This window comes from Treponema sp. OMZ 790, assembly GCF_024181285.1.
Taxonomy (GTDB): domain Bacteria; phylum Spirochaetota; class Spirochaetia; order Treponematales; family Treponemataceae; genus Treponema_B.
In genome coordinates this window covers 2,481,719-2,506,294 of sequence record NZ_CP051201.1, presented here as the reverse complement: position 1 = coordinate 2,506,294, position 24,576 = coordinate 2,481,719, and the positions used below count along the sequence as shown (strand labels likewise).

Sequence of the window (24,576 nt, the reverse complement as noted above, 5' to 3'; positions counted from 1 at the left end):
TTTTACTTTATTACAATCCATCTCCCGTCACGTTTTGATCCGGTTCTTTCTATTATGTTTTTTTCTTGCAAGGTCTTAAAAGTTCTCTCAATTGTTCTTTGGGAGACTTTTATTTTTTCCGCGAGATCAACAGATGTATAGCTTGGGTCTTCTATTAGCAATGCAATCACTCTTTTTTCCGTTTTATTTAAACCGACATTCAAACCGACATTCAAACCGACATTTTTATTTGGCAACATAGCTATAACTTCTTTTTCAAATGGAATGATGCAGAGAATATAGTTACTTTCAATTTCAAAAGCTTTTTTTCCATATTTTTCGACTATTGTCGGCACTCCATGCCCTGTATGTTCCGTAAGTCCCATCGTCAAAAAAATTCGCATCAATGTTCCATTTCTTGGTTTACTGATACCCTCAAAAAATTGTTTCTTAGTTAACCCGTTTGGAAGTCCTCCATGCGATAATATTTCCAGTCTGTCATCATACATAGATATTTGAGGCTCGGTAACAAGCCAATCATTATGGACTAATGCATTTAGAAGAGCTTCATTTACGGCATCATAATCAAATAAATAGAGATCTTTTCTCGGTCTGACAGTAGTATCGGAAATACAGATATTTTCAGCTTGCAATCTATTTTTTATTTTACTATAGGTTGTTAAAAGGCAACCATAGCCATAGTCGCTTCTTTCTGAAATTGAAGCTTTGTTTTTCCCTTGAAATTTTACAAATATAAGAGGAATGTTGTTTTTATCAGATAATAGTTCAGCTAATAAATTATATTCACCGGCTTCATTTCGTAAATTCAAATTACTTTCAAAGGTGCTATCTTCTAAATGATAGCCTTTTTCAGAATAATATATTTTAAGCTCCCTAAAAGATAAGTTTTTTAAATTTGATTTTTTCTTAATCATGTATTCTCCATCAATAAATTTCCGTTCATATCTTATTTTTATTTGTTCCGGAGTCATTTCTTTGCAGGTTGAGCCTATTCTTATCGTACATCCGGTAGAAGAAAAACCGTACTTCTTGTGACAATAAATATGGTTTCTGCCTTTATTGATATGAATTACTATTATTGTTTTTCCATTATCAAATCTTAGTTCTGACCTTATTTCATCTTGAGGATTTGGTTCAATTTGTGTTGTTATAATATCGGAAATTTTTCTTAATGCCTCATCAATTTTATTTACACCAACTACTACTCCATTATCCTTTACACCGATAAGAATTGTTCCACCATCTCCATTAAGAAAAGATACTATTTCTTTTGTAATCGTATCAGTATATCTTTCTTTTAATTCTACACTTTCTGATTCTAAGTATCTTTGCATGTTAAATACTCCTGTTATGATAAATTATATCATAAGTGAGCTATTTGTCAAATATAAACCGGCATTTTTTTGATTTTGTATACTCATCAGGAACTCTACGATAAAAAAAATCATATAGTTATTTATATATTTTTCTCCCATTCAAGTAGATTTATATCTTTTATGTGAAGCTTTTTTCCTGTATAGTCGTTTTCCAGTTTTATTCCGTTTTCCTCGATGCATACACGATGATACCGGTCATTTAAACCTATATATTTTCCGGTTGAAATATCAATTACTACACTTTCAATAAGATCCCATGTGTTTTTCCGGACGGATTCTGCAATTAAAAAGCGGTTATCTAAAAACATTAAATTCCTCCATAAATCCGGAATGGAAGTGTAAGCCCTAAGTTAGATATTTTTATAGAATAAATTTGATCTCCATGAGGAGGTACTGTTTCAAACTTCAATTCGATTTTCTGTTCTTGATAAGAAATAATGGCATCATCACATAAGCTAAGTGGAATTGATGTGTCAGCAATATAAAGACATTTTTTACTCATTATTTATGTTTTGGATAATTATTTCCCCTATTCTTAACTTTCCCATGCAATATCAATTAGTTTTGCATCTTCGCCGAATTTTACGCATAATATCTCGTCGCTTATATCCGGATCAATCATAAAATCCATTGTGATGTGCGGAGTATTATTTATCCACAAACCCAGATTTGTTACGCTCATTTGATTTGCGAAGTCGGTTGTATCGCTTGGTAAGTCATCTAACTCCAAATCTTCGATATGAAAGTCAATATAGTGCCTGTCATTATTTAAGTATTCGATAATAGCACGGCGGCCTTCCTTGATTTTTTCGTCTAAATCTACAAGAAATTGTGCGTAGCTATCCAGCAAAACATCCGGCGCTTCTCCGTTATTACTATACCACAGCCAAACTTGAATTCCATTAATTTCTTTCTCCCAAATTACCGATACATCGTCATCGGTTTCAAGGTTTAAAATACCGAAATACTTATGTTGAATTTCTTTCATATTTTTTCCTCCATATATTAGTTAGTATAACATATCGATAAATAAATCTCAATAGGGAGTATTTTCTTCTCGTTTATAAAAGTTGTATATAATCATACTACTTACAGATGTTTTTCTATTCTGTCAGTCTATCAATTTCTTCTTTATACTCCGCTTCCGATAGAAATAAATCCAGAAAGTCGGAGAAATGCCCCAAGTCTTCAATCTCTCTAAAATATACTTCATGATCCGTGGTATATACCTTTGGATTGCTAAAATCTTTATCGCTTAGACATATAAAGTAATAATTGGGATAAGAGTTGGAATCGCCAATGATTAAAAACTCTAATTCACTGCAAGGAATTACAGAGCTTACATATTCTTTATCTATACAATTGGAGTATTCGTCATAATCGGTTGTTCCTTTCGTGAAAGGAGTGAATTTCTCGGTTCGGTATTGTATTCTCGGGTATGGAATTTCCTCTTCCGGTATTATTCCCTCTGCTTTAATTCTATGGAGTAAATCATCTTCTAAGTAATCCCTAAAATCTTTCATAAGAAAGCTTTTAGGGAAGCTAATGCTTCTCATATTGCTCAGCAAGTTCTCTCCTTCGAAGGCACATTTGCCGCCCAATTTAGCAATTCTATCAGTTATTATTTTATTCATAAATTCTCCTTATAAGCTAATTTTTTGGCATATTAAATTTATAGGTATCTTCTTCATTATCACATTTTGTTAAATTATCGTTTACCGCATTTTCATTCTTTTTGAACACAAAGGCATAGCCGTAGTTTTTACTTTCCCTCTCAGTCTTCTCTATTTTTTCCAAGCCTATAAGATCAAACTCATACCTGCCTTTGGGTATATCAAAACCTAAACGATAATTATAAGGCTCAATAATTTCCTCAGGGCCGGTTTTAATATATTCCGTTCGCTCGGTAATATGCTTTTTAATATTTTCAAAATCATAGTTTAAATCATCGAAGCATGAAAAGCAAATTTTATTTAATTCTCCAACTTCCAAATAAAGTTTTTCAAATCTGCATACTTCTTTAAATCCTTCGGGTATGACAGTTTCTTCATTTATTGAAGCGAATATATGATATTCAAAAGCATTGATACGGTAAAAAGGAATCAGTTTAGCCTTTTCTACAAGTTCCTGAAAAAGATCGAAATTCTTCTGTAGGTAGCTTAAAAGCTTTTTCGCCTTGCATTTTTTTAAAGTTAAATATTCCGAAAGTAAATCGGTAGGAATAATCGCCATTCCATAACCGTCTGTTGTTAATTCTCCGATATAGTTCATTACATGTGTTCCTTTCTTTCTTTAATAAAATCAATCACATCCGACCAGCCGCCGTTTATTGCCTCATATCCCCAGCGTTTATCCGTCAATGATTCAAGGTCGTCAATACTTTTATGCAAAGCCTCGGACATTTCTTTTCTTCTATCTGAGGGAATAGAGTTTAAATATACATCGCGTATTTTGAATCTGACATTTTGAAGAAAATTGACCGTATCGACATAGACAGCCGAATCTTCAAAGACCGTATTTTCAGGAAAACATTTTATAACGTTTTCAAAGGCGGTTTTCATATCGGATAATTTTAATGCTGCCAATGTGTCCGGTACATAACGGATAAGCTGCGGATAATTGCAGATAAATTCCCACCAACCGTCGCCCTTCCAATTTCCTATGATGTTAACGGCAATATGAAAAAGAAATAAATCCTCATCGGTTTGATTTTTAATTTCTTCTACTCCTCCGATTTCCCATAGTTTATCCGATACTTCCGCAAAGAAGTCTTCCGTAAAATCTTTTTGATTTTTGATTAGTTCTTTCAGTGTAAGCATTTTATTCTCCTTATTATTTGTGCTGTTTTTATGCAGCATCTTTTAATTAGCTTTTTTTAAATTATAGTAAATCCGCACATACTGCATAAACCGTATCTTCAGAAAAAGCTATAGCATATAATGTATCTTCAATCACAATCATTTGTTGGTATGCTGTTATTTGAAAATTACCGAAATCTATTTTTTTAAATTCCATGCCGTTTTTTTTATTTAATAATATCGGTTTATTTTTTATATCGGCAAGTAAGATATAATTCTTATATTGTATGAAGTTTTCTGTTCCGCCTGTTTTATAACTATAAAGAAGACTGCCGTCATGCATATTCACCGCAAAAAACTTTCCGCCGTTTCCTGCCGTTCCAAAATACAATATACTTTTTTCTTCTTTCACTTCAGTATAAAGATATGAACCTAATTTCAGTTTCCATACTATTTCTTTTGATTTTATGTTTCTGCATGCCATTATAGATTTTGAGAACATATATATTTCGTATTCGCCGAAATGATATGTTTTACTGTCATTATATATTTTATCAATAGGTTCAGGTGATTCTTCGAGTTCAATAAGATTAGTATCGGATATTTCTATCAGCTTTGCTATGGAAGGCGCAAAGCCTTTATATTTTTTAGTATTCAATAAGAATTTATCACTTTCAATATAACAGGCCGCATCCGTTTTACTAAAAATTCCTTCTTGATGATATATAAGATGTGTCTTGCTATGTTTGGTAAAATCTTTTGAAAAAATATCAAGCAAGATATAACTTTGTAAACACTTTTCTTCATCAACATGACGGAAAGCACAATGAACAACCGCTATTTTATCTTTTAGCGGATATATTCCGATTATACCATGGCTTACAAAGGTTGTATTTTCCAATATTAACGGATATGCTTTTAACATAAGTTTACCTGTTTTTATCATTTATTTCCCAATGCCCATTGCTGCCTCTTCCTACATATTTTAAATTATCTATTTTTTTTATGTATCGTTCTATTGTTTTTTTACTGACACCGGCTGCATCGGCAATGGCTTGTCTGGTTATTTTGTTATTTTTTCTTATTCTTTCTTTTATAAAGGCAATAAGCTCTGCCTTTTCATAAGCTGTTTTGCGGGCGACAGTCTGAGCGACATTACGAGCGACAGTCTGAGCGACATTGCGGGCGACAGTCTGAGCGACTTTTTGCGTTGCAATCTTTTTGACAGGTACTAAATATAAGGGCGGATAAATTTTTTGTGAATTATTGATAGAAGTTGTGAATTCTTTTATGATTTTATCAACTTTATCCGGATTAACACCTACTATCTTTCTTTTATCATTAACACCCAATAATATATGTCCGCCATTTCTATTATTAAATGAGCATACGGAATCATAAATATCTTTAGTTAAGGCATCTTTTGATTCTTTAAATTCAACATCTATTTTTTCACCATTTTGGAGTAGTTTATTTACTTCCTCTAAATTCATTTTAACCTCCTTTTTAATTATGATTTTGATTTACATTATATATTATGATATGAATATATAGTACTTGTCAACTAATTCAATTACAATAAACTTGCATAAGTATCGTATTTGTTTTTCTATTCTATTTTCCCAATTGTTCTTAACCATAATTTTGCATTTGCACATTCGCTGTCAATCGGGCCGGTTTTATTATTGGTAAAAGCCTCCCACTGCCAGCATTCACCGCCGACGCAGCCGAGTTTTGTCCACTCTTCCAAAAGCTCTATAAAAGAATGAGCCATTACATATCCATGCATCTCATCTCCATCATGGCTTAAATAAACAATATTTCCATAACTTTCTTTTTCCAGATCAATTGCAAGCAAATCCCCGTTACCCACTTCATAAAAGCTGAGTTTATTATGATAGATTCTATCATACGGATTATCGTAATCGGGATAGCAAATTTTAATCCAATCCTTTCTTGACTCTTCAAAAGCTGGAAGGAGTTTTAAGCCGAAGTGCAGATTGCCTGAAAAAGCATTGCTCAACTCTTCAGGTAGTTTTAAAATTTCTTTTTCTTCATCATAAATATTCCAATAAAATTCTAAATGAGAAGAAAATTCGAGCAGCACCTTTTTAAAATCTTTAGGCAGGCTGCATCCTAATTTTTTTTCAAGCTCTGAAATTTCTTTTTCGGCTGCAGGTTTTTCAATGATTAATTCTGTTGTATAACCGCCGAGCTCTTCAACTCTTTGTTTATACCATTTCAGCCGCGATACAATTTGATCATACATATAATTTTTCCTTTTCTTTTATCCCCTATCAATTTTATATTTCGCAACATCAAAACCCATCTTCTTTAAATTGCTGATTTGTTTTTGCCTGTGTTCCTCGGTTCCGCCTCCGATTAAAACGTCGCTGTAAATTTCACTTTCGGGCCAATCATCATAATAATTGTTTAGGAACTGCGGGATTTTTTCGTACATGGGTTGAATGATTGAAATAGAGCCCTGTTTAAGACATTCAATATACGTTTTTTTATCAAGGATTTCCGTATGCCCGTATCGGTCAAATGAATTGAGGCGGCTGAGAGCTCCCTCAATATCCCAAGGTGTGAACACAACCAAATGCTCAGGGCAGGCCCAGCGCTCAATATCCGTTTTATCGGGCGAGGGAAAAAGTTTTTCCCAAAAGCCTCTTTTTACCGCATAACTGCCGGTAGAAATATACAGCCGGTACGGAGTGTTTTCAAATACTTTTTCAGATAATTCGCCGGTGATGGGCTCAAATATTCCGTATACATCGCAATTTAATAGACGGGCATAATAGGATTTTTCACCTGCCTCTATTTCGTAAATTGCACCTATTTCATATCGTGCCATTTTCTACCTCCATAAAAACTTTTTGCAAGGATTAGCAAATCCTATAAAAACTACTCTTCTCCGAATGTTCGAGCAAAGAGTTTTTTCATTTCTTTTGCATATTTAACGGCTCCCGGAATCCTCAGTCTTTTATAATAATCGGGTAGAATTTCAGGATGATTTTTTAATATCTCGAATTCAGCCATATACATTGCTAAACATGATTTTGTATATTTGCCAACCGAACGGACTTTTGATTTTTCATCTCCACCAAGTTCTTCTCCCGGAGGAAATTCGCCGTCAGGATATTCTTCCGGTGTGCCCTCGCTGTACTTCCAAAATTCTTTTGTCCAAAGAATAATATCGCTTTTATTTTCTTCGATTAAATGCAAATACCACTCAGTCAATTCTTTTTCCGTAGATAATTTGCAAGTAAAACCCTTCAATAAAAATTGGCGTTGTTTTAACCGGTCATGTAATCGGGAAATTTCAATATCCCTGATTTTTTCTTCAATTCTTGCCGGATTTGTAAGCCGAATCAGTTCCGAATAGATTTCGCTTTCTAAAAATTCTTTTAAAGTATTTATTTCTTTTGCCATGTAAAAAGCCTTCTGCAAATTAAAGGGAGCCTCTAAAGACATCAGTTTTTAGAGATGCTCTATTATCTATAGATTATACCACTTTTAGCAGATTTTTTCTATTGTGTAAAAATGATTGTTTTTATGTTTTTCAATAGTATAGAAAAATACTGAAAAATCATGTATAATCGAAAGATAAGAACAAGAACACGTCGAAAAGTATAGATAATGCAATTGATAAAAGAAGACCAAGAGGAACAGGTTGTACGGCTAAAAAATAGATTATGAAAGAAAATAAATTTCCTATATTCAGGTTTACAAATTCGGATATTGAATATCAAGTAATAACGGAAGAAAATAGTACTTCTTTGGCAAGATATATGCAAAAGAATGACTTAAAAAAATTAATTATTACAAGCAGCGAAAACGGTCCCGGTTGGAATGGAAGCACATTGCCGGATTTAAGCGATTTTGTTTTTTTGGAAGAACTTTTAATCCATTGGACTAATATAAAAAATATAGACGGTATTCATTCTTGTAAAAATTTAAAAGTCTTATGGCTTGATAATGATGATGCTACTTCGATTGAATTTTCCAACTTTCCTTATCTTGAAAAATTTATCTCTTGGGAAAGAAAAAACATCAAAAATATTTGGAATGTATCTACTATAAAGGAACTTACCCTTGCAGGTTTAAGAAAAGATAATTTTACATATGGCGAGGCTTTTAAATCAATAGAAAAATTGAGAATTTTAAAAACGCCGCTAATGGATATTTCCTTTCTATCAAAAAACAATAAAATATCATTTTTGGAATTATTGGATTTTAGTAAAATTGAAGATTTATCCCCTTTGCAAACATTAACACAATTAAAGCATTTGAGAATATCGGCACATAAAGTAAAAGACTTTTCTTTTTTAAAATATCTTGTAAATCTTGAAAAACTATATATTTCGAGCAGGATTGGTGAATTTACAAAAGATTATTTTTCGGGATTAAACAAATTGCAAAAAGTAAATCTTTCAGGAAATGTTTCAATTCAAAAATTCAATAGAGAACTGCTTACTTTAGATAAATTTAAAGGAGTATGCAAATCATGAATAAAATAGAACACGACGATTTAATAAACAAAATATTTGCGGAATTTAAAAAGGCTGATAAGTCTAAATATACGTCATTGTTTATTTCAAGTTTAAGCAGCAAAAATATGAATTGGAGAAGCGGCTTATCCGTATTTGCAATAATGCAAAGTTTTCCCAATCATAATTTTACACTTGGAGAGTATACCGGAATCAACGATGAATTATTTGAAAGAATGAGTATTGAAGATAAGCAATTTGTCAAAGAAAGAATTCCGTGCAAATTTTGTTCCGAATATAAATCCATAAAACCTGATTTTGAATTTGCTAAAGAGGCATTCAATAAAGTCGGAGGTTTGCTTGGAGCGGATTTATTGTGTTATTACTATTTTTTATCGGAAACCAATAAGATAGAGAATGTAAAGCCCTGCAATGAGGATTTTAGAATTTTTTCCGAAATTCTCACCATTCTGGCAAATGCAGCCCCTAATGAAACTGTAAAAAAGACAATATTTTTACAGATAAAAAAGATAAAAGGTTTTAAATCGAATTCGGAACAGTTGAAAGCTTTGTTAGAGACTTTAGGGTTTTGCAGTATTTTAGAAACAGAAAAACAAAAGGGATTGCTAAATGAATATATAAATTTGGCAGCCGCTCCTCGAAAAACTCATAGCTCCGATTGGAATTACCCTGTAGATTTTTGGTTAGGTAAAGACGGTATAAATAAACAAGCCTTTAGGTTTTGGTTTGAAGATTATAAAGAATTAGAACAATTTTGGAAATAACGGGTTAATACACCGGATGTATTATTTAAGTACCGTTTGACTAGCTGCCGCTTAGGCACACCTTTACAGGCAATAGACAGCGAAGGAAAACTAATTTGGGAGCGAGAGCTTGATATTTACGGCAGAATACGCAAAGAAAAAGGTGAAAAAGGTTTTTGTAATTTCCGTTATCAAGGGCAATACTTTGACAGTGAGGTAGATTTATGTTACAATAGATACAGGTATTACGACCCAAGTACAGGCATATACATAAGCCAAGACCCGATAGGATTAGCGGGTGGGTTGAACTTATATAGCTATGTTCATGATAGTAATTTTTGGGTTGATATATTTGGACTATATTTACATCGTCCATATATTAGAGTTTCAACCAGAATGGCTGTTGAAAAAGAAGCTAATATAATAAATAATCGTTTTGTGGATGCTAATAATCCAAATAAATTGATAAAAGGAGGGAAAAGAAGAAGTTATAGTATTGCAGAAGGGAAATATCATTTAGGACATAAAAAAGGCAATGAGTTTTGGAGAGAAAAAGAGAAAGCAGAGGTGGAAGGTTTGACACAGAAACAATTTAATGATAGAATGAATAACCCAGCGTTGTATCAAATCGAAGACCCTTATGAAAATATGAGTCATAAACACGAAAAAAAGAAAGATAAAAAATTAAATAGTTGTAATAAAAAATAGTATGAAAAAATTTGATGACAAACAATTATATCCTCTGTTATTACAAGATGATTTTTCCAAAGTGAAAGATTTTTTGGATAAATATGGATTAAATAGCGTTGATAGAGATGGACGAAGTTTTCTAACAACCTCAATTGCAGAGCAAAAAAATACATTTGCGAAAAAACTGATTGATTTAGGTGCTGATATTAATCAGCAAGATTATAGCGGTGAACCTCCCTTATTTGCTGCAATAAGGGCAAATAATTTGGAAATGCTTAAAGTATTATTTGATAACCCAAATTTGAATAAATCATTACAAAATGATGATGAGAAGAATGCGATGATGATTGCGCTTCAAGCACATCCAACAGATAATGAATTGATGATTTATTTAATTGAAAATGAGATAAATCCATTTATAGAAGATATAAATAAAAATTCTGCCTACTCGTTAATGAAAAGATATGCCTCTGGTGAAATTACAAGGGGGGGGAAGAAATTAAATATAGAGCCCGTTATACAGATTATTAATCAAAAATATCATAAAGATTAAAAGCGATAACATTCCAGATGTGTTGTTAAAAAATAGTTCTTTGAAAAATACAAAAACGGTAACATTTTAGCTGTTTTATTACATTTGGGCAAGAGAACTTGACATTTACGGCACGGAAATCAAGTTTTAAGCGGTTTATTTACGTTGCTTGTTACGTCCGTAACAGGTGATGTGTTATGCCCGTAACTGGTGGCATGTTACGGCACTACGCGAGATGAGCTTGCAAAAACGGCCGGTAAAGCAGTGCCCGTGTCCAAAAATTGATTTCCCTGACATTTACGGTAGAGTCCGTAAAGAAAAAGGCGAAAAGGGTTTTTGTAATTTCCGCTATCAAGGGCAATACTTTGACAATGAGACGGATTTATGTTACAATAGGTACAGATATTACGACCCAAGTACAGGCAGTTACATAAGCCAAGACCCGATAGGACTGGCGGGCGGTAATCCAACGATTTATGGGTATGTGTTTGATAGTAATATATAAGTTGATATATTTGGGCTGGCAACTGTCTATTTAAGAAATAATGAAATTTATGTGGGAAAAGCTAAACAAAATGCAAAGACAAGATATAAAAGTGACAAAGTAAATTCGGCTACAGATATATTTACAGATATACCTGATACAGATACGGCGCAAGGAGTAGAACAAATTACTTATGAAAGATTAAAAGAAAGTAAATTCATAGATGAAGTAAATCCTGTAACAAATAAAAAACGTCCAGTAAATATGGATAAAAAGGATAAAGCTAAAAGAAGAGAATATGGTGAAAAGTGGTTAAAGGAGAAATATGGAGATGACTATATAAATGTAATTGATGATAAGATAAATAATCACTATGATAAAAATGGAGCTGGTGCAGGTTGTATAAAATAAATGCATAATAAAAAATGGACAGATTAGAAATTAACAAATTAACAGAGTTAGCAGACTTAGAAAATCAAATTATAAATGCAAAGCGTTTATATATTGGAAATAATTTGAGTAATAATAAATTACTAATAACAATAAATGATGTTCTAAAAAATTATAACAAAGAAGTAATTTTATCATTAAATAAAAAAACAGAAATAAATCAACAAAATTTTAAGCAATTACAATTATTAACGAATTTAAAAAAACTTAGAATAATTGTTTTCAATGGTCTTATAGAAGACTTATCTGATTTGTCGTATATAGATGATTTAGAAGAGTTTAGGATTTATGATAATGTAAAAAAGGGGATTTCGTTAGAACCATTGGCTAAGTTTAAAAATCTAACGACATTAGGTTTATATACAGGATTTACTACAAAACAATATTCCATTATTAACACCTTTGATAAATTACAATGTTTAGATGCTTTTGATATAGATTTATCAAAAATTGTAGATTTACCTATAAAAAAATTGTTTGTAGGTAGAAAAATACTAGCAAGTGAGCTGATTTTAAAAAAAATCCCAAGTATTGAATCTATTTTTTTAGAAAAATGTAAAGAAGTTAACATTTCTTCTATAAGTCAATTAGAGCGATTAAATTCAGTTCATTTAAGATATATGAATCATATTTCTGTAATTCCATTTTTCAAAAATGAAGAATATATATATGATTTTGAATGTGTAGGGTTATCAAAACTTGAAAATATAGAAGCTGTTTTTCGAATGAAAAAACTTCGAGCATTAATGCTTACAAATTTAGAGTTACTCAAAGCAGAAGATTTTAGCAGATTAAGTGAATTACCGAATTTAAAAATAGCTTATATAACTTTCAAAGACCCCAAAGAAAACTTAAAATTTTTTGAATTTTGCCAACGGAATAACTGGATTTACAAACAACCCGCATTAGTTAAATAGTAAAAATGTCAATATCTTGATGTATAAACCGAATTAGCATATAATAGATTTAGGTATTATGACCCGAATACAGGCACATACCTAAGCCAAGACCCGAATACTCGGATTGATGTGTTCGGGTTGAGAGGGCTTTGGAAGCTGACTACTGAAGGTACAAGTAAAAAACGCACAATAGGGCAACATACTTATTATCAACATAAGTCAACAGGATTATGGTGGTCTATAGATACAGCGAAACATGGCGGATCAGCATTTAAAGTATTTAAAGAAGGCAAAGGGGGGGTATTAGAATGGTATAGAGATGCTGACGAATATGGAGACTTCATTGATCCTAACAAAAAACATAAGGGAACTAAAGGGAAAAAAGTATGTGGGGGATAATGATATGATTGATAATATAAAAGATTATATTAAATTGGCTGACAGTTCTTTTATGGAAGATAATAATAAAACAAAAACCGAAGAATTGTCTCCTGAACTGATATCTGAAATAATACATAACTATCCTGAAAGAAAATCATGGCTTATTCATAACAAACACATTCCTGTTGAAATATTAAAATTACTTAGTAAAGATAAAGATACAGATGTGCGATTCACTATTGCAATGAAAAATAAAAATGACAGAGATACATTTGAAATCTTAATGAAAGATACGGATTATTCGGTTAGAATGGCTGTTGTGAGAAATAAAAAACTTCCTATTGATTTGTTAGAAAAAATGACAATGGATAATGAACCTGAAATATCTGAGGAAGCAATAAGGATTTTAAAAATAAGAAAAATCATTTAAAATATGCATTATCTCCGATCATATAGGCAAACCTTTACAGGCAATAGACGATAACGGCGAGCTTGTATGCAGTGCCGATTACACATATACGGCAGACTTAAAAAAACTAAAAGGAGAGCGGACATTCATACCGTTTAGATAAGCCGGGCAGATAGAAGACGCTGAATTAGAGGGGCTTTACTATAACCGGTACAGGTGGTATAATTCGGAGACAGGCACATACCTAAGCCAAGACCCGAATACTCGGATTGATGTGTTCGGGTTAGCTGCAACCTGTCAAGAGGAAATAAAAGACTAACTGCAATTTGAGGGAATGACAAGAGATAAAATACATAAGGAGCTTGAAAATAGAGGATTTGAGAGAAATAAGTAGCAATAAAGAAGAAACACATGTACCAATGAATTAAAAATGAAAATAGAAGAAGAATATCAAAAAATTATAGATTATTGTGAACAATTAGATTATTCAGATTTAGAGGCTGTTTTTGAGTATGCAGATAAAAAAGTATTTGGGCACTCCTCAGAATTGGCTCTTATTATAATGATTAATTGTGCTATAAAACAACCGAAATGGCTTGATGATATTATGGAACATACGGAATTACTATTATATTATGAAGGTAATAAAAGTATCTATGACTACATATTATCTAAATACAAAACAATAACAGACAAAGACGTCTTATGCCTGTTAGATGAGTTTCTAAAAATTTTAGAAAAAAAATACTCTAAAGTAAATGTTAAATTAGAAAGGGATTAATGCAGATAATTGCTAAAGACGTAAACATAACCAAGCACGCAAACAGGAGGCAGTAAAAAATAAATATATGAGTACTAAACACAAAGTAAAGGGCATAGCCCCGCAAGACAATACAAAAGCAGACCTTTTTCCGTTAGATTATTTTTATTATGCTTTGGAAAATGTAAAAAAAGCACAAGAAAGCTTAATGATTGTAGAGCAAGATGATGGTTGTCAAATTTTACTTGTCAATCTTGACATGTTGATAACAATTTGTAAAAAATATCCAATTACGGCAGCTTCCAGTATTTATCTTCTCAATCGTAAAAAATTAAAAGAAACATTTGATGCTTGGTGGGAAAGAAATCATAAAAAAATTCCTGCTAAATATCGTAACGGTATCAAAGAAAATGCAGATACTCTTTTTGAAGAATTGTTTGCGATAAGAAGTTGGGCTAAATCCGAATAATTATAAGTTTATGACAGATTTAAAAGAAAAAATCGCCCCTTTTTTATGGAGAGAACAAGAAAACAGCTTTTCCGTTTGCTTATATGTAGGAGACTACAAAGCTGAATTATTTGAAACTCGTGAAGACGAAGGTTTTGAGGGAAACGGTTATGATTGGGTTTCCTTAGCAAAAGTATTTTTAAAGGAACGAAAACCTGAATTAATAGATGTTGTTGGGTTCGACCCCGAAGCGGATATGTTTTGTGCTTACTCATCAAATGAATCAGCTTTAAAAACATTTATACTCTCATTTAAAGAAACTTGCGAAAATGATGTTTTAATACAAAGTCTTTTCTCAAAAGCAGAATTGGATTAGATATATATCATAAGTTACGAATGGAGCGCTAACGGCAGACTTAAAAAAACTAAAAGGAGAGCGGACATTCATACCGTTTAGAAAAGCAGGGCAGATTGAAGACGCTGAATTAAAAGGACTGTTAATATGAAATTACAACTTACATATTTTGAATCAATAATAAAGGAAATAGTATACAATATTTCTGTGAATAATTACGAAGCCGTTAAACTTAATAGTCAAAACGGCAGAGTTGATATAGATGATTTGAGAAGAATAATTACAAAATATGGTTGTATTATAGTTCCATTACCGGATGAAGCATTTACAAAGGCCGAAATTTATGATGTAAAAGATGAAAATAGACTTGATGTTTATATCCCTTTATGGACAAAAGAAGAAGGCAGAAGTGATTTGACATTATCAGTATCCTGTTATATTACCAACGAAACAGCAAAAGTCGAAATTAATGATTTAAGGGTTTTATAAAATAGCGTGCTCTATCTCAAAGATAATGCTCCGGTTTTTGGAGTTGATTGTAACAAATTATATGCATATACATTATAAACAGCTGGCTTATGTTCAAGCAAAAGATATTGAACAAACAAGATAATAAAAATAATTTTTTGATGAAAATAAAACAGATGAAAATGGAAAAAGATATAAAGAAGAATATGAGAACTTATAAAACACAAAAGCGTTACAGCACAGATGGAGAGGTAGTAGCAATACCTCTGTTTTTGACAGAAAATCCCAAAGCAAAACTAAAAAAAGAGGATTGGAACAAGCAATTTGCTTTTGCACGGGCTATTAATGAAGTTGCGGGAAAAACTTTAATTGAGGTATTTAATAAAACGGGAAACTTAAACACACCAATAGATATTATAATCAACTCAGGTATATTAATGAAACCCTTTTATACAGTATGGACACCTGTATTAAAAAAACGGTGGAAATCTATTTATATAACTCCACATTATGACAAGGTAACGTGCTCTAATTATGATAATATAGAATTGGTTTTAGGCTCAATAGATAATTTAAGAGTTTGGAAAGCAAAAGACAATAGCGAAACACCTATCACGCGAGAAGAATTGTTGAACGGCGATTATCAGTTAATGGGTATTTATACAGAAGTGCAAGTAGAAAATAAGATTATAAAAAAATTGAGCAGTATATCAGAATGTTTATAAAAATATTTTAATAATAAATCGTAATTTCAAAAACTATTTGAAACAAACGGCTGCTTAGGTACACCTTTACACGTTTTTGCTATCAAGCCGATACCTTGTTACCGACACCGAATTAGCGTATAATAGGTACAGATACTACGACCCAAGTACAGGCACATACATAAGCCACGACCCGATAGGGTTAGCGGGCGGGTTAAATGTATATGCTTATGTTCACGACTCGAACAGTTGGGTGGATATAATGGGATTAAGTCCTATAAATCTAAATTCAAATAACGCCGTAGGTAATTTTGGAGTTTATGAAATTCATATAGATGATAAACTATATAAAATAGGGAAAGCTGATTTAGGGCGTGTTACAAAATCATCAGGACAACCAACAAGACTACATCAACAATTGAGAAAATTACAAGAACTACACCCTAATAGTGTTATCAGAGGGGAAGTCGTAGAAAAAGGATTTAAAACAACAGCAGAAGCAAAAACAGCAGAGACTGCCCGATTACAAGCTCATTATGATAAAACAAGTGAGATACTTGACGGTAATAAAAAAAGTTTTAAACCTAAAAAAGGATGTGGATAATATGAAATTTAGAATTGGTGCAATATTTTCAGATGTGGGTATATCTTTTAAGATTTCTCACAAAGTTGTAAAATTGATTTGGAATGATTTGGAGAAAGAAATCAACTTATCAGATGAATACAACAAAGTGCATAAAGACTACACTTTGGTTTTTTTGTATTCGGCAAGAGAAAGCAATGATTTTTTTGTAACAAATCCAACTATATCTAAACGGTATAAGGTTGTAGAGTATGTAATCTATATGCCTTATAAGGAAATTCAAAAAGACACAGATATTTACAACATCTTTCTCCATTATATGGAAAAAGGGATAAGAAATATTTTTGAACAATATAATATAAATCAATATCAAATTGATGATATTTTTTCAAAAATCAGAATGAAAGTAATTGGAAATAAAGAATATTTGCCTTAGTTGCGATTATTTATTTTCCTTTCTTCCGCCTTTTGCGGAACATCGGCAGGGTATAATAGGTACAGATACTACGACCCAAGTACAGGCACATACATAAGCCGAGACACGATTGGGCTGGCGGGCGGACTAAATGCATATGCTTATGTTCACGACTCTAACAGTTGGATAGATGTGTTAGGACTAACAGGAACTTATATGTTTACCGATGGGAAAACATGGTATATAGGAAAAGGACCAGAAGATAGGATGTATGCTTCAATGAAAGAAAGAGTAGGTGGAAAGGCTAATGTAACACAAGGAATATATGTATATTATGGAAATAATCAAACAGGCTTAATGGTCGAAGCTTAACTTATGAGAAGAAAGAATGCAGTTACTGACCCTAATTTTAAAAATGCAATTAATTCTCCGGGAGAAAAGCTACTTGCGGATGCCCGGAAAAATAATAAGACTTTATACAATGATATTATTCAAAAAGCAGATGATTTTGAAACAAAATTTAACCAACAGAAAGGAAAAGGTATAAAATGTCATTAGATAAAACCATAAGAGAAAATTTAGATGGAAAGTATTTAACTATATATACAGACAATTTCAACAGAGGTATAGAATATGCCGCCCAGATAGGCATTAATCAAATACATCTAATTGGTATTTCTGGAATTGAGAATATTATTGATTTTAAAGAGTTTGCGAAGATATCGGACACTTTAAAAGTACTCTCTTTTATTGGCAGCGTTGAAAATATTATTAATTTCGAATCAATTTATTTATTAAAAAATGTTGAAAAAATTTATTTTCAACAGAAGCAAAAATTTGCAATAGATATTTCAAAATTTACCCAGATTAAACATTTAGGAAGTGAATATTGGAAGGGATTAACTAATTTCAATAAGGCTCACTCTTTAAAAAGCATGGTATTTTTTAAATTCACTGATATGAATTTAAAAAAAATTTCAGAATTACGAAAACTGCAAATATTACATATTTATAGTTCGAAGATACAAACCTTGAATGGAATTGAAACGCTTCCAATAACTGAGCTATCTTTGGTAAGAAATAATAATTTAGAAAATATTCAAGCTATCAAAGATTTGAAAATGTTAAAAGAATTAAACATTGAACGATGTAAGAAAATTGTTGATTATAAATTAATTGATATCATCAAGAATAAAGTAAAAGTTAGTATTATTAGGTAGTCTGATGGTAACATATAATTTATGTCCTTAATAATTCCGCACAATAAAAATAAGGGAGATTTTTGTCTCCCTTATTTTTAGCCAGAACATTGGCAGGTGTTTTTTATACCAATGTCAACACCTTGCTGCCGAAAGCGAATTAGCGTATAATAGGTACAGATACTACGCCCCAAGTACAGGCACATACATAAGCCGAGACACGATTGGGCAGGCGGGCGGTAATCCTGCATTATTTAGGCGGAATGAAATTCCTTGATGTAAAAGCAAACGGTATTTTTCCTTTTAAATCTGAGGCGTTATCATTTACAAAAAAAAACGGACATGAACGAAATTTATAAAATTAACGATTTATCGGAATTGGAAACTTTTTTAAATTCTCAAGCCTCTGTTGAAAAACTGCGCGAAAAACTTTTTACAGAGTTTTTAAAATATGCGGATTATAAAAGCGTATCCGAGTGGAACAAGGCTGTGCGTCTTTGCGAATGTCTTGCCGTAATCGGCTGGGGAAATCACGAACCGGTGGAAGCGCTCAGAGGTGTATTTTTTAACGGTAATCCCCGTACTTTTTTTTGTAACAGATTCGGAGAACTACGTTTTGTCGAAGCAATATGGTCAAAAAGAAAGACCGGATTTACTATGGAGCAGGGCAGAACTTCCTACTATCCCGGGCCTGAATGTAAAGACAAAAAACAACCGGTGTATTGGGATTACCCCGTAACCGAAAAGATAGAAGACATAAAAATTGAAAGTCAACGCAATTGGATTCCCAAAAATCCTATTTGGATTGTGCGTACGATATCCAACTGTTATGAAAATTCAAAACCGGTTATAGAAAGTATTAAGGAAAAACTTCAGGACGAATTGAACAAAAAGATGCGCCCGGAAAAATACGGAAAAGCCGTGAATTGTATTTTCTTGAATTGTGCTTTCAGTTATTATGATAATGCTCATTGTAAAACAAATTATATTATCGATGAAACCGGCTGCAAATTATCAAGTCAAGAAGCGGCGAAAGAATTACAAAAATTATACACAAAAAAAGAAATTTCTGAAAAAGGATATTACTTGCGTCCTCGATTTCAATACGGCCCGTTTAAAACAGACACAGGCAAGATAAATGCAGACATACATTTTGAAAAAGAATTCAGTCAATTAACACATCAACAGCAAAAAGAAAAACTGGCAGAGTATTTTTTAGTTGCTCTTAAAACCATTGCAGAAAAACAAAAAAAGAAAATACCTGATTATGATTTCAATTTAATAATTGCCGATTTTACCGAAATAATAAATAAGTGGAAAGCTTAAAAGGAGTGTCAGTAAAAAGAACAATGTCAAAGTTACAGGATAAAAAAGATTATAAGAGAGAAAATGACAGATATTATATTTATGCATTGCAAGCCTTAAAACAATTGTTTACCGAAACATCCTGTGCTTGGAAAAAATGGATTGAAACCGATATTGAAGAATACCTAAGCACAGGCAGCGTTCAACATCATCTTATGGCTTATGGAGGAATGGGCAGCATAAATGATATTTGGATTTGCAAGGTAAATAATCATACCATAAACGGCGAAGCTGAACCATGGGCAAATGAGTTGATGGAATGCCTGAAATGGCTTTCTTACGGAATTGCACATATGATAAAGGAAGACAAAAAAATAAATATTGAAAAAATATTTGCAGAAAGCCGTACACCGAAAATATTAACAAGCATTCAATGTAAGTCTTGCGGGTTCTCGGAAATACACAAAAAACAAACGGATTGGTATCTGGCTTCACTTCTTTTACCCAAAATGACGGAAGAGGCCTTTTTACAAAGCAAAACGGAAGAATTAATTTCCGCTTGCCTCATACCTGATATTCCGAATTTAGTTGAAGAAAGAGAGCGGATTATAAAACTTGCGGAACAAAGCGGAATCGGCTTTTCGGCATCTGAAAATTCTTGCTGCAAAAAATGCGGCGGCGATACCGGAATCAGATATTGGAAATTGGACGGTAATATTTTTAAGCCGTATTAATTAATTTACAAGGATGCTCTAATGGATATACAGATAGAAATCAAAAAATATTAGAAGACATTGTAAAGGAAAAACGGGAATTTGTAGCTTATAAACAAATTCTTCGAAATTCGGAATTATTATCACAATCAAATGATGATAAAATTTTGAACGTAAAACTATAAAAGGAAAAATATTATGACAAATAAGCTGACAAACCAAGAACAAAAAGATATAGAATTATTTTTTGATAGGAATAAAGATTACATTAAATACTCCGATGTACCCAACGAACTTATAACCAAATACACAGGCTTATTGCCCGAACCTATTTTGGAAGTATGGAGGCGTACCGGTTTTGGTATTTACGAACACGGCTTTGTACAATTTGTAAACCCTGATGAATGGGACTTTGCATTTGATTATATTGATAATATCTATGATAAAAGCATTGTAATAGGTATTACAGCTTTAGGAGATTTATTATTATGGGATATTAAAAATAAAAATAAATTAAATGGAGATCATATTAAAATTATTTTTATCAACGACTGCGATGATGATGTAGTAGGAGGAAAAGACCCGGCTTTTTGGTTAGGTTACGACTTTGATATTAATATGGAAGATGAAGCACACGAAGATTTTGAATATAATGTAAAAGAATTTCGTTCAAAAAATTATCAAAAAATAAAACGAGTGTTACCTCCTTTAAAATATGGTGAATGTTACGGCTATACACCCATACCGGCATTAGGCGGTAAAAAAACATACAAAACATTAAAGATAGTTGATGCCAAAACATACGTAGATATGATAGGTCAAGCCGTCGGAAAGATAATCGATTTAAGTTAGGTTTGAGCAGTAAAATCACCTCTTGCGGCAAGGATTGTAGCGGCGGCGATACCGGAATCAGATATTGGAAATTGGACGGTAATATTTTTAAACCGTATTAATTAATTTACAAGGAGCTCTAATGGATATACCAAAACAGCCATCAAGGTTACCGAAGGCAATAGGTCTTTTAATTATGACGGCAGGTTCTGCTGTGTTTTTTATAATCGGTTTTGGGATTCAAAATGCATACAAAAATGCGGCAAGTGCCGGCAGTTTTGCGCACGCGCTTTCAAAAGAAACGGTGTACATCGAAACAAAAAAAGATGAAACGGTTTTTATCTACACCGATTTGTATTCGGTAGAGCGCAGCGATTATATATACGAAATAAAAGATGATAAAGGAAAAATAATTGAGTTTACAAAGCTGAGCGGCAAGAGGGCAATCCCGTTTGACGGAAAGATTATGGGGCACTTTATACCGTCGGCTTCTTTTTCCGCACCGGGCGGCACGGTAAGCATATACTGCGATACCTCAGGTTCCGCACGCGGCGAATTTTTTATCGGTGCCGAAGTGCGTGCAAAAAACATATCATTGTTGGCGGTTTTGTTTTTTATACTTGGAATTATCGTATTGATATTCGGTTTTAACATGGGCGTTAAAAATATTCTGGTCATCTCTAAAACCTCGGTTAGATTTTAGAGATGACCGACGAGTTTTTAATAAGTCTTTAATAACAAAGGACTTATTAAAAACATCGCACATAAGTTTAAGGAAAAACTATAAAAAACGGAAGTTTTTATAGTTTTCCTTTTATCGAAAAGAATGGTTCGAGAAATACGGGAGATAAGCCTCTGTAAAATTGCGCAGACGTTTTCTTAATTTATAAACTTAAAGGGAAAAATATGTATAAACAAATTGAAGAATGGATTGACGGTGTTTTAAGCTCTGCCGCCGTCGATAAGATTGAAGCCTTTTGCTTTAATTTAAATGAAGAAGACGGCGATATGTGGTCGATGGAATTGGTCGGTACTGAAAGTTTTGATTTGGAAGATGAAGACTGGGCATGCGATGAGATCACCGACTTCGGCAGCCGCGATAATCCTTTTCGTTGGGAAGAAAAAGCAAAATGGAAAAAGGTTTTAAAAGAGGTTACCGCAGCTATTAAAGAGTATTTGGCAAAAGGAAAATACTGCGGTGTTTTAAAATCGCGTAAGGGTGTGGGCGTAGGTTTTGTAGACGGAGACTTGGAAATTCTCTATTCAAATTTATCGTAGATTATTCCATAGTGAGGTGTAAATATGATACCGATTCAAGGTTTAGGACTTCTTTATGTTATGATAATTTATATAGGCGGAATGTCTTTAATATCGAAATTGCCCTTTATCGGCTCGCAAAGCAGTAAGGTGCAAATAATTGTGATATTGATAAGCCATATAATTCTTTCAACTATAAATTATTTTCTTTCTCGGTTTTTAAACCGCAGCGAAGTAAAGCACAGTGTAGGCAACTTACGCTTGGAAAAGTTTATTTTCTTTTTAAGCCTTATATTTTTATTCATAATATCTCTTATGATATACGGAGAATTTTTTAAGGGATAAAAAACAGTTATAATGAATTAAACATAAAGTAGACAAATTTCAAAAATTATAAATTTTGAAGAGAAAGAACAATGGTAATACCAATTGAAGCCGTAATATGGTATAATATTGATTAATATATGCAAACAAAATTTGAATTTATAGGAGTATTGAAATATGATATTTCATGAATTTGGCAATAAAAATTTTCCTCATATATTATTGATACACGGTGGAGGTAATTCCTGGTGGAATTATTTTTGGCAAGCTCGTATATTATCAGACGAATTCCATGTAATTTTACCAACACTTGATGGTCATGGAGAAGAATATCAAAAAAATTATATTTCAACTGAAAATTCCGCACAGCAAATCATGGCTTATATAAAAAATAATTGTGATGGAAAATTGTTTGCCTTAGGCGGTGTTTCTCTGGGTGGTCAAATTGCAATTGAGTTATTATCATTAGATAGTGATATAGCTCAGAAAGCGATAATAGATGGGAGTATTTGTATTCCTCAGCCAAAATTAGCGCGAATTAGTACAATTATTGTAAAACTATTTGGGAAACTGATGTTTAGTAAATCGGCCTGTAAAATTCAATTAAGTTTAATGAAAAAAATGTATCCCAATATGGCCTATCCGGAAGAAATAGAAAACTATTATATGGAGGATATGCCAAGGATTACCATTAAAACATTAGTGACTATGTACCAAACATATATGGGCGGGTATAGACTTAAATGTGCTATTACAGAAAGCAAAGCACAGGTTTTATATATTTATGGTGAAAAAGAAATGAGCTGTGTTAAAGAATCTGCTAAACTGTTTCAAAAAATGCATCCTAATTGTACCATCTATGAAGCTAAAGGTTATAATCATGGATATCTATCAGCTTATCTACCTTTAGAGTGGATGGAACTGGTTAATCCATTTTTGAAAACTAATGTTCAATTTAAAAACTAAATTAAACTACAAAGCTGTCTAACAAATCCCGATTTGCCGAAGCAGCACAATTTTTATATCAGGGCAGTAATTATAAGAATGAATATTTAGGCTTTACTCACTAACAAAATATGCGGAATGTGATATAATGAAATAAACATAAGGCAGGCAAATTTATAAATTTTGAGGTGAAAGAACAATGAGAATACCGATTGAAGTAGTAAGCGGCATTATTTTGATTAATGTATCTGTAAACGGAATTAACGGTTATATGGCATTTGATACAGGGGCTATGAAGACATGTCTTAATAAATTTCATTTTCCGGATTTTGTAGGAAAAGATATTGAAGTTGCCAAGTTCGATAATGAAATGAAGACTGCTTCTGCGGTAGAAAGTATATGTGATATTAGATGTCATGAATGGGTTGCACCCAAGACCTCAGTTTTGTTATTAGATATGGATTATGTTGAAAAACCGCTTAGAAATATTAAGCCGGATCTTTGTTTCCTTGGAACAATAGGAATTGATCTTATAAGAGAACACACTGTACTACTTGACTATGCTAATTTGCAGATTGGATTAGACGAAGATGCTCCGGAGGGATTGGAGTATTTTGAAATGAAAACGGGAGTATTGCCGGTGATTGATGTTAATGTCTTAGATAATGTATATCAGTTCGTATTGGATACGGGAGCAAACACTTGTCTTCTTGATAAATCTTTTGGAATAGATAGTTTAAAAGTAATAGATGAAGTAAACGGAATAGTTCAGATAAAGGTAACTGCACTTGGTAGTGAATATAGTGATGTTACCGCTGTTATGCATAATATTGACGATATTAAGCTCAAAGTACCGGTATCCGGTGTAATCGGATACCAAGTGTTAAAAAACCGCCTAAGCTTTTTTGATTTTAAAAACGAAAAGATTGGGATCAAATTTCATAAGAAACAAGAAGAATGTGATATAATGAAATAATCAGCTTAAACAAATTT

Annotated in this window: 39 protein-coding genes and 3 pseudogenes; 31 read left to right on the top strand and 11 right to left on the bottom strand. The window is 32.4% G+C overall.

The genetic code is table 11. The annotated features are described in order from the left end of the window. Positions 1-2: 2 nt before the first annotated feature. The 11 genes and pseudogenes from E4O01_RS11925 to E4O01_RS11875 form a co-directional block, all read right to left on the bottom strand. The gene (locus E4O01_RS11925; RefSeq protein ID WP_253692401.1) at positions 3-1,334 is read right to left on the bottom strand and encodes an RNA-binding domain-containing protein; all 1,332 of its coding nucleotides are present in this window, start codon (positions 1,332-1,334) and stop codon (positions 3-5) included. A gap of 122 nt (positions 1,335-1,456) precedes the next feature. After that, entirely contained in the window at positions 1,457-1,684 is a 228-nt protein-coding gene (locus E4O01_RS11920) for a hypothetical protein (RefSeq protein WP_253692400.1), read from the bottom strand. 227 nt (positions 1,685-1,911) lie between these two features. Next, a complete protein-coding gene (locus tag E4O01_RS11915; RefSeq protein ID WP_253692399.1) occupies positions 1,912-2,364 on the bottom strand; it encodes a DUF2004 domain-containing protein in 453 nt (150 codons plus the stop codon). 115 nt (positions 2,365-2,479) lie between these two features. After that, a complete protein-coding gene (locus E4O01_RS11910; RefSeq protein ID WP_253692398.1) occupies positions 2,480-3,010 on the bottom strand; it encodes a hypothetical protein in 531 nt (176 codons plus the stop codon). A gap of 16 nt (positions 3,011-3,026) precedes the next feature. Further along, positions 3,027-3,647 carry a hypothetical protein gene (locus E4O01_RS11905; RefSeq protein WP_253692397.1) on the bottom strand — a complete coding sequence of 207 codons (621 nt, stop codon included), beginning with the start codon at positions 3,645-3,647 and terminating at the stop codon, positions 3,027-3,029. Next, positions 3,647-4,195 carry a hypothetical protein gene (locus E4O01_RS11900; protein ID WP_253692396.1) on the bottom strand — a complete coding sequence of 183 codons (549 nt, stop codon included), beginning with the start codon at positions 4,193-4,195 and terminating at the stop codon, positions 3,647-3,649. Before E4O01_RS11900 ends, E4O01_RS11905 begins: the two co-directional genes overlap by 1 nt. A 61-nt stretch (positions 4,196-4,256) precedes the next feature. Further along, positions 4,257-5,120: a hypothetical protein gene (locus E4O01_RS11895; protein ID WP_253692395.1), complete on the bottom strand. Its 864-nt coding sequence runs from the start codon at positions 5,118-5,120 to the stop codon at positions 4,257-4,259. Positions 5,121-5,397: 277 nt separating this feature from the next. Further along, a pseudogene (locus tag E4O01_RS14925) lies at positions 5,398-5,667 on the bottom strand (helix-turn-helix domain-containing protein); the annotation flags it as partial. Between the two features lie 116 nt (positions 5,668-5,783). Beyond that, positions 5,784-6,443 carry an SMI1/KNR4 family protein gene (locus tag E4O01_RS11885; RefSeq protein ID WP_253692393.1) on the bottom strand — a complete coding sequence of 220 codons (660 nt, stop codon included), beginning with the start codon at positions 6,441-6,443 and terminating at the stop codon, positions 5,784-5,786. 18 nt (positions 6,444-6,461) lie between these two features. After that, on the bottom strand, positions 6,462-7,031 hold the full coding sequence (locus E4O01_RS11880) for a hypothetical protein (RefSeq protein WP_253692392.1): 570 nt from the start codon (positions 7,029-7,031) through the stop codon (positions 6,462-6,464). 50 nt (positions 7,032-7,081) lie between these two features. Continuing rightward, positions 7,082-7,609, bottom strand: a complete 528-nt coding sequence (locus E4O01_RS11875; protein ID WP_253692391.1) for a hypothetical protein — start codon at positions 7,607-7,609, stop codon at positions 7,082-7,084. A gap of 263 nt (positions 7,610-7,872) precedes the next feature. On the opposite strand from E4O01_RS11875, the gene E4O01_RS11870 reads away from it, so the two are divergent. The 31 genes and pseudogenes from E4O01_RS11870 (at position 7,873) to E4O01_RS11735 (ending at position 24,559) form a co-directional block, all read left to right on the top strand. Then, the gene (locus E4O01_RS11870; RefSeq protein WP_253692390.1) at positions 7,873-8,688 is read left to right on the top strand and encodes a leucine-rich repeat domain-containing protein; all 816 of its coding nucleotides are present in this window, start codon (positions 7,873-7,875) and stop codon (positions 8,686-8,688) included. Next, the gene (locus E4O01_RS11865) at positions 8,685-9,452 is read left to right on the top strand and encodes a hypothetical protein (protein WP_253692389.1); all 768 of its coding nucleotides are present in this window, start codon (positions 8,685-8,687) and stop codon (positions 9,450-9,452) included. Before E4O01_RS11870 ends, E4O01_RS11865 begins: the two co-directional genes overlap by 4 nt. 36 nt (positions 9,453-9,488) lie before the next feature. Further along, positions 9,489-10,139: an RHS repeat-associated core domain-containing protein gene (locus E4O01_RS14725; RefSeq protein ID WP_305879940.1), complete on the top strand. Its 651-nt coding sequence runs from the start codon at positions 9,489-9,491 to the stop codon at positions 10,137-10,139. Position 10,140: 1 nt separating this feature from the next. Further along, complete coding sequence (locus E4O01_RS11850; RefSeq protein ID WP_253692388.1) at positions 10,141-10,674, top strand: ankyrin repeat domain-containing protein; 534 nt, start codon at positions 10,141-10,143, stop codon at positions 10,672-10,674. A 169-nt stretch (positions 10,675-10,843) separates the two neighbouring features. After that, the gene (locus tag E4O01_RS14920) at positions 10,844-11,158 is read left to right on the top strand and encodes an RHS repeat-associated core domain-containing protein (RefSeq protein WP_371819569.1); all 315 of its coding nucleotides are present in this window, start codon (positions 10,844-10,846) and stop codon (positions 11,156-11,158) included. 51 nt (positions 11,159-11,209) lie between these two features. Next, complete coding sequence (locus E4O01_RS11840) at positions 11,210-11,548, top strand: hypothetical protein (RefSeq protein WP_253692387.1); 339 nt, start codon at positions 11,210-11,212, stop codon at positions 11,546-11,548. Positions 11,549-11,562: 14 nt separating this feature from the next. Further along, a complete protein-coding gene (locus tag E4O01_RS11835) occupies positions 11,563-12,504 on the top strand; it encodes a hypothetical protein (RefSeq protein ID WP_253692386.1) in 942 nt (313 codons plus the stop codon). Between the two features lie 120 nt (positions 12,505-12,624). Beyond that, positions 12,625-12,885, top strand: a complete 261-nt coding sequence (locus E4O01_RS11830; RefSeq protein ID WP_253692385.1) for a hypothetical protein — start codon at positions 12,625-12,627, stop codon at positions 12,883-12,885. 4 nt (positions 12,886-12,889) lie between these two features. Next, entirely contained in the window at positions 12,890-13,297 is a 408-nt protein-coding gene (locus E4O01_RS11825) for a HEAT repeat domain-containing protein (protein WP_024465754.1), read from the top strand. 151 nt (positions 13,298-13,448) lie between these two features. Next, the gene (locus tag E4O01_RS14915) at positions 13,449-13,595 is read left to right on the top strand and encodes an RHS repeat-associated core domain-containing protein (protein ID WP_371819657.1); all 147 of its coding nucleotides are present in this window, start codon (positions 13,449-13,451) and stop codon (positions 13,593-13,595) included. A 111-nt stretch (positions 13,596-13,706) separates the two neighbouring features. Beyond that, the gene (locus E4O01_RS11820) at positions 13,707-14,057 is read left to right on the top strand and encodes a hypothetical protein (RefSeq protein WP_253692384.1); all 351 of its coding nucleotides are present in this window, start codon (positions 13,707-13,709) and stop codon (positions 14,055-14,057) included. A gap of 67 nt (positions 14,058-14,124) precedes the next feature. Further along, positions 14,125-14,505: a hypothetical protein gene (locus E4O01_RS11815; RefSeq protein WP_253692383.1), complete on the top strand. Its 381-nt coding sequence runs from the start codon at positions 14,125-14,127 to the stop codon at positions 14,503-14,505. A 10-nt stretch (positions 14,506-14,515) separates the two neighbouring features. Next, positions 14,516-14,860 (top strand): immunity 51 family protein, encoded by a 345-nt coding sequence (locus E4O01_RS11810; protein WP_253692382.1) that lies wholly within the window; start codon positions 14,516-14,518, stop codon positions 14,858-14,860. 126 nt (positions 14,861-14,986) lie between these two features. Further along, positions 14,987-15,328: a DUF7668 domain-containing protein gene (locus E4O01_RS11805; protein ID WP_253692381.1), complete on the top strand. Its 342-nt coding sequence runs from the start codon at positions 14,987-14,989 to the stop codon at positions 15,326-15,328. Between the two features lie 107 nt (positions 15,329-15,435). After that, the gene (locus E4O01_RS11800) at positions 15,436-16,032 is read left to right on the top strand and encodes an Imm26 family immunity protein (RefSeq protein ID WP_253692380.1); all 597 of its coding nucleotides are present in this window, start codon (positions 15,436-15,438) and stop codon (positions 16,030-16,032) included. 76 nt (positions 16,033-16,108) lie between these two features. Continuing rightward, positions 16,109-16,270 (top strand): annotated as a pseudogene (locus tag E4O01_RS14910) (RHS repeat-associated core domain-containing protein); the annotation flags it as partial. A gap of 3 nt (positions 16,271-16,273) precedes the next feature. After that, positions 16,274-16,615 (top strand): hypothetical protein, encoded by a 342-nt coding sequence (locus E4O01_RS11795; RefSeq protein WP_253692379.1) that lies wholly within the window; start codon positions 16,274-16,276, stop codon positions 16,613-16,615. Between the two features lies 1 nt (position 16,616). Continuing rightward, complete coding sequence (locus E4O01_RS11790) at positions 16,617-17,030, top strand: hypothetical protein (protein WP_253692378.1); 414 nt, start codon at positions 16,617-16,619, stop codon at positions 17,028-17,030. Continuing rightward, positions 17,031-17,201: pseudogene (locus tag E4O01_RS14905) on the top strand (RHS repeat-associated core domain-containing protein); the annotation flags it as partial. 24 nt (positions 17,202-17,225) lie between these two features. Beyond that, a complete protein-coding gene (locus tag E4O01_RS11785) occupies positions 17,226-17,381 on the top strand; it encodes a hypothetical protein (protein ID WP_253692377.1) in 156 nt (51 codons plus the stop codon). Positions 17,382-17,384: 3 nt separating this feature from the next. Next, complete coding sequence (locus tag E4O01_RS11780; RefSeq protein ID WP_253692376.1) at positions 17,385-17,567, top strand: hypothetical protein; 183 nt, start codon at positions 17,385-17,387, stop codon at positions 17,565-17,567. Then, entirely contained in the window at positions 17,558-18,229 is a 672-nt protein-coding gene (locus E4O01_RS11775; protein ID WP_253692375.1) for a protein phosphatase 1 regulatory subunit 42, read from the top strand. The genes E4O01_RS11780 and E4O01_RS11775 overlap by 10 nt, the downstream gene beginning before the upstream one ends. A 43-nt stretch (positions 18,230-18,272) precedes the next feature. Beyond that, positions 18,273-18,485 carry an RHS repeat-associated core domain-containing protein gene (locus E4O01_RS14900; protein WP_371819656.1) on the top strand — a complete coding sequence of 71 codons (213 nt, stop codon included), beginning with the start codon at positions 18,273-18,275 and terminating at the stop codon, positions 18,483-18,485. 65 nt (positions 18,486-18,550) lie between these two features. Further along, positions 18,551-19,534, top strand: a complete 984-nt coding sequence (locus tag E4O01_RS11770; RefSeq protein ID WP_253692374.1) for a hypothetical protein — start codon at positions 18,551-18,553, stop codon at positions 19,532-19,534. Between the two features lie 23 nt (positions 19,535-19,557). Further along, a complete protein-coding gene (locus E4O01_RS11765) occupies positions 19,558-20,247 on the top strand; it encodes a DUF6966 domain-containing protein (RefSeq protein WP_253692373.1) in 690 nt (229 codons plus the stop codon). A gap of 177 nt (positions 20,248-20,424) precedes the next feature. After that, positions 20,425-21,078 (top strand): GAD-like domain-containing protein, encoded by a 654-nt coding sequence (locus E4O01_RS11760; protein ID WP_253692372.1) that lies wholly within the window; start codon positions 20,425-20,427, stop codon positions 21,076-21,078. Positions 21,079-21,199: 121 nt separating this feature from the next. Then, positions 21,200-21,760: a hypothetical protein gene (locus E4O01_RS11755; RefSeq protein ID WP_253692371.1), complete on the top strand. Its 561-nt coding sequence runs from the start codon at positions 21,200-21,202 to the stop codon at positions 21,758-21,760. A 203-nt stretch (positions 21,761-21,963) separates the two neighbouring features. Then, positions 21,964-22,335 carry a hypothetical protein gene (locus tag E4O01_RS11750; protein WP_253692370.1) on the top strand — a complete coding sequence of 124 codons (372 nt, stop codon included), beginning with the start codon at positions 21,964-21,966 and terminating at the stop codon, positions 22,333-22,335. Between the two features lie 24 nt (positions 22,336-22,359). Further along, positions 22,360-22,659 (top strand): hypothetical protein, encoded by a 300-nt coding sequence (locus tag E4O01_RS11745; protein ID WP_253692369.1) that lies wholly within the window; start codon positions 22,360-22,362, stop codon positions 22,657-22,659. Positions 22,660-22,815: 156 nt separating this feature from the next. Continuing rightward, positions 22,816-23,604, top strand: a complete 789-nt coding sequence (locus E4O01_RS11740) for an alpha/beta fold hydrolase (protein ID WP_253692368.1) — start codon at positions 22,816-22,818, stop codon at positions 23,602-23,604. Between the two features lie 178 nt (positions 23,605-23,782). After that, positions 23,783-24,559: a hypothetical protein gene (locus E4O01_RS11735; RefSeq protein WP_253685654.1), complete on the top strand. Its 777-nt coding sequence runs from the start codon at positions 23,783-23,785 to the stop codon at positions 24,557-24,559. Positions 24,560-24,576: the final 17 nt, after the last annotated feature.

Coding starts and splice junctions, on each gene's coding strand:
- E4O01_RS11765 (WP_253692373.1), top strand. CDS start 19,558: ATGTCAAAGTTACAGGATAAAAAAGATTATAAGAGAGAAAATGACAGA.
- E4O01_RS11815 (WP_253692383.1), top strand. CDS start 14,125: ATGAGTACTAAACACAAAGTAAAGGGCATAGCCCCGCAAGACAATACA.
- E4O01_RS11850 (WP_253692388.1), top strand. CDS start 10,141: ATGAAAAAATTTGATGACAAACAATTATATCCTCTGTTATTACAAGAT.
- E4O01_RS11885 (WP_253692393.1), bottom strand. CDS start 6,443: ATGTATGATCAAATTGTATCGCGGCTGAAATGGTATAAACAAAGAGTT.
- E4O01_RS11805 (WP_253692381.1), top strand. CDS start 14,987: ATGAAATTACAACTTACATATTTTGAATCAATAATAAAGGAAATAGTA.
- E4O01_RS11925 (WP_253692401.1), bottom strand. CDS start 1,334: ATGCAAAGATACTTAGAATCAGAAAGTGTAGAATTAAAAGAAAGATAT.
- E4O01_RS11915 (WP_253692399.1), bottom strand. CDS start 2,364: ATGAAAGAAATTCAACATAAGTATTTCGGTATTTTAAACCTTGAAACC.
- E4O01_RS11740 (WP_253692368.1), top strand. CDS start 22,816: ATGATATTTCATGAATTTGGCAATAAAAATTTTCCTCATATATTATTG.
- E4O01_RS11825 (WP_024465754.1), top strand. CDS start 12,890: ATGATTGATAATATAAAAGATTATATTAAATTGGCTGACAGTTCTTTT.
- E4O01_RS11910 (WP_253692398.1), bottom strand. CDS start 3,010: ATGAATAAAATAATAACTGATAGAATTGCTAAATTGGGCGGCAAATGT.
- E4O01_RS11770 (WP_253692374.1), top strand. CDS start 18,551: ATGAACGAAATTTATAAAATTAACGATTTATCGGAATTGGAAACTTTT.
- E4O01_RS14920 (WP_371819569.1), top strand. CDS start 10,844: ATGTGTTATGCCCGTAACTGGTGGCATGTTACGGCACTACGCGAGATG.
- E4O01_RS11835 (WP_253692386.1), top strand. CDS start 11,563: ATGGACAGATTAGAAATTAACAAATTAACAGAGTTAGCAGACTTAGAA.
- E4O01_RS11900 (WP_253692396.1), bottom strand. CDS start 4,195: ATGCTTACACTGAAAGAACTAATCAAAAATCAAAAAGATTTTACGGAA.
- E4O01_RS11785 (WP_253692377.1), top strand. CDS start 17,226: ATGTTTACCGATGGGAAAACATGGTATATAGGAAAAGGACCAGAAGAT.
- E4O01_RS11880 (WP_253692392.1), bottom strand. CDS start 7,031: ATGGCACGATATGAAATAGGTGCAATTTACGAAATAGAGGCAGGTGAA.
- E4O01_RS11920 (WP_253692400.1), bottom strand. CDS start 1,684: ATGTTTTTAGATAACCGCTTTTTAATTGCAGAATCCGTCCGGAAAAAC.
- E4O01_RS11775 (WP_253692375.1), top strand. CDS start 17,558: ATGTCATTAGATAAAACCATAAGAGAAAATTTAGATGGAAAGTATTTA.
- E4O01_RS11745 (WP_253692369.1), top strand. CDS start 22,360: ATGATACCGATTCAAGGTTTAGGACTTCTTTATGTTATGATAATTTAT.
- E4O01_RS11790 (WP_253692378.1), top strand. CDS start 16,617: ATGAAATTTAGAATTGGTGCAATATTTTCAGATGTGGGTATATCTTTT.
- E4O01_RS11875 (WP_253692391.1), bottom strand. CDS start 7,609: ATGGCAAAAGAAATAAATACTTTAAAAGAATTTTTAGAAAGCGAAATC.
- E4O01_RS11760 (WP_253692372.1), top strand. CDS start 20,425: ATGACAAATAAGCTGACAAACCAAGAACAAAAAGATATAGAATTATTT.
- E4O01_RS11820 (WP_253692384.1), top strand. CDS start 13,707: ATGAAAATAGAAGAAGAATATCAAAAAATTATAGATTATTGTGAACAA.
- E4O01_RS11905 (WP_253692397.1), bottom strand. CDS start 3,647: ATGAACTATATCGGAGAATTAACAACAGACGGTTATGGAATGGCGATT.
- E4O01_RS11865 (WP_253692389.1), top strand. CDS start 8,685: ATGAATAAAATAGAACACGACGATTTAATAAACAAAATATTTGCGGAA.
- E4O01_RS11795 (WP_253692379.1), top strand. CDS start 16,274: ATGGGATTAAGTCCTATAAATCTAAATTCAAATAACGCCGTAGGTAAT.
- E4O01_RS11780 (WP_253692376.1), top strand. CDS start 17,385: ATGAGAAGAAAGAATGCAGTTACTGACCCTAATTTTAAAAATGCAATT.
- E4O01_RS11735 (WP_253685654.1), top strand. CDS start 23,783: ATGAGAATACCGATTGAAGTAGTAAGCGGCATTATTTTGATTAATGTA.
- E4O01_RS11895 (WP_253692395.1), bottom strand. CDS start 5,120: ATGATAAAAACAGGTAAACTTATGTTAAAAGCATATCCGTTAATATTG.
- E4O01_RS11870 (WP_253692390.1), top strand. CDS start 7,873: ATGAAAGAAAATAAATTTCCTATATTCAGGTTTACAAATTCGGATATT.
- E4O01_RS11750 (WP_253692370.1), top strand. CDS start 21,964: ATGTATAAACAAATTGAAGAATGGATTGACGGTGTTTTAAGCTCTGCC.
- E4O01_RS11755 (WP_253692371.1), top strand. CDS start 21,200: ATGGATATACCAAAACAGCCATCAAGGTTACCGAAGGCAATAGGTCTT.
- E4O01_RS11810 (WP_253692382.1), top strand. CDS start 14,516: ATGACAGATTTAAAAGAAAAAATCGCCCCTTTTTTATGGAGAGAACAA.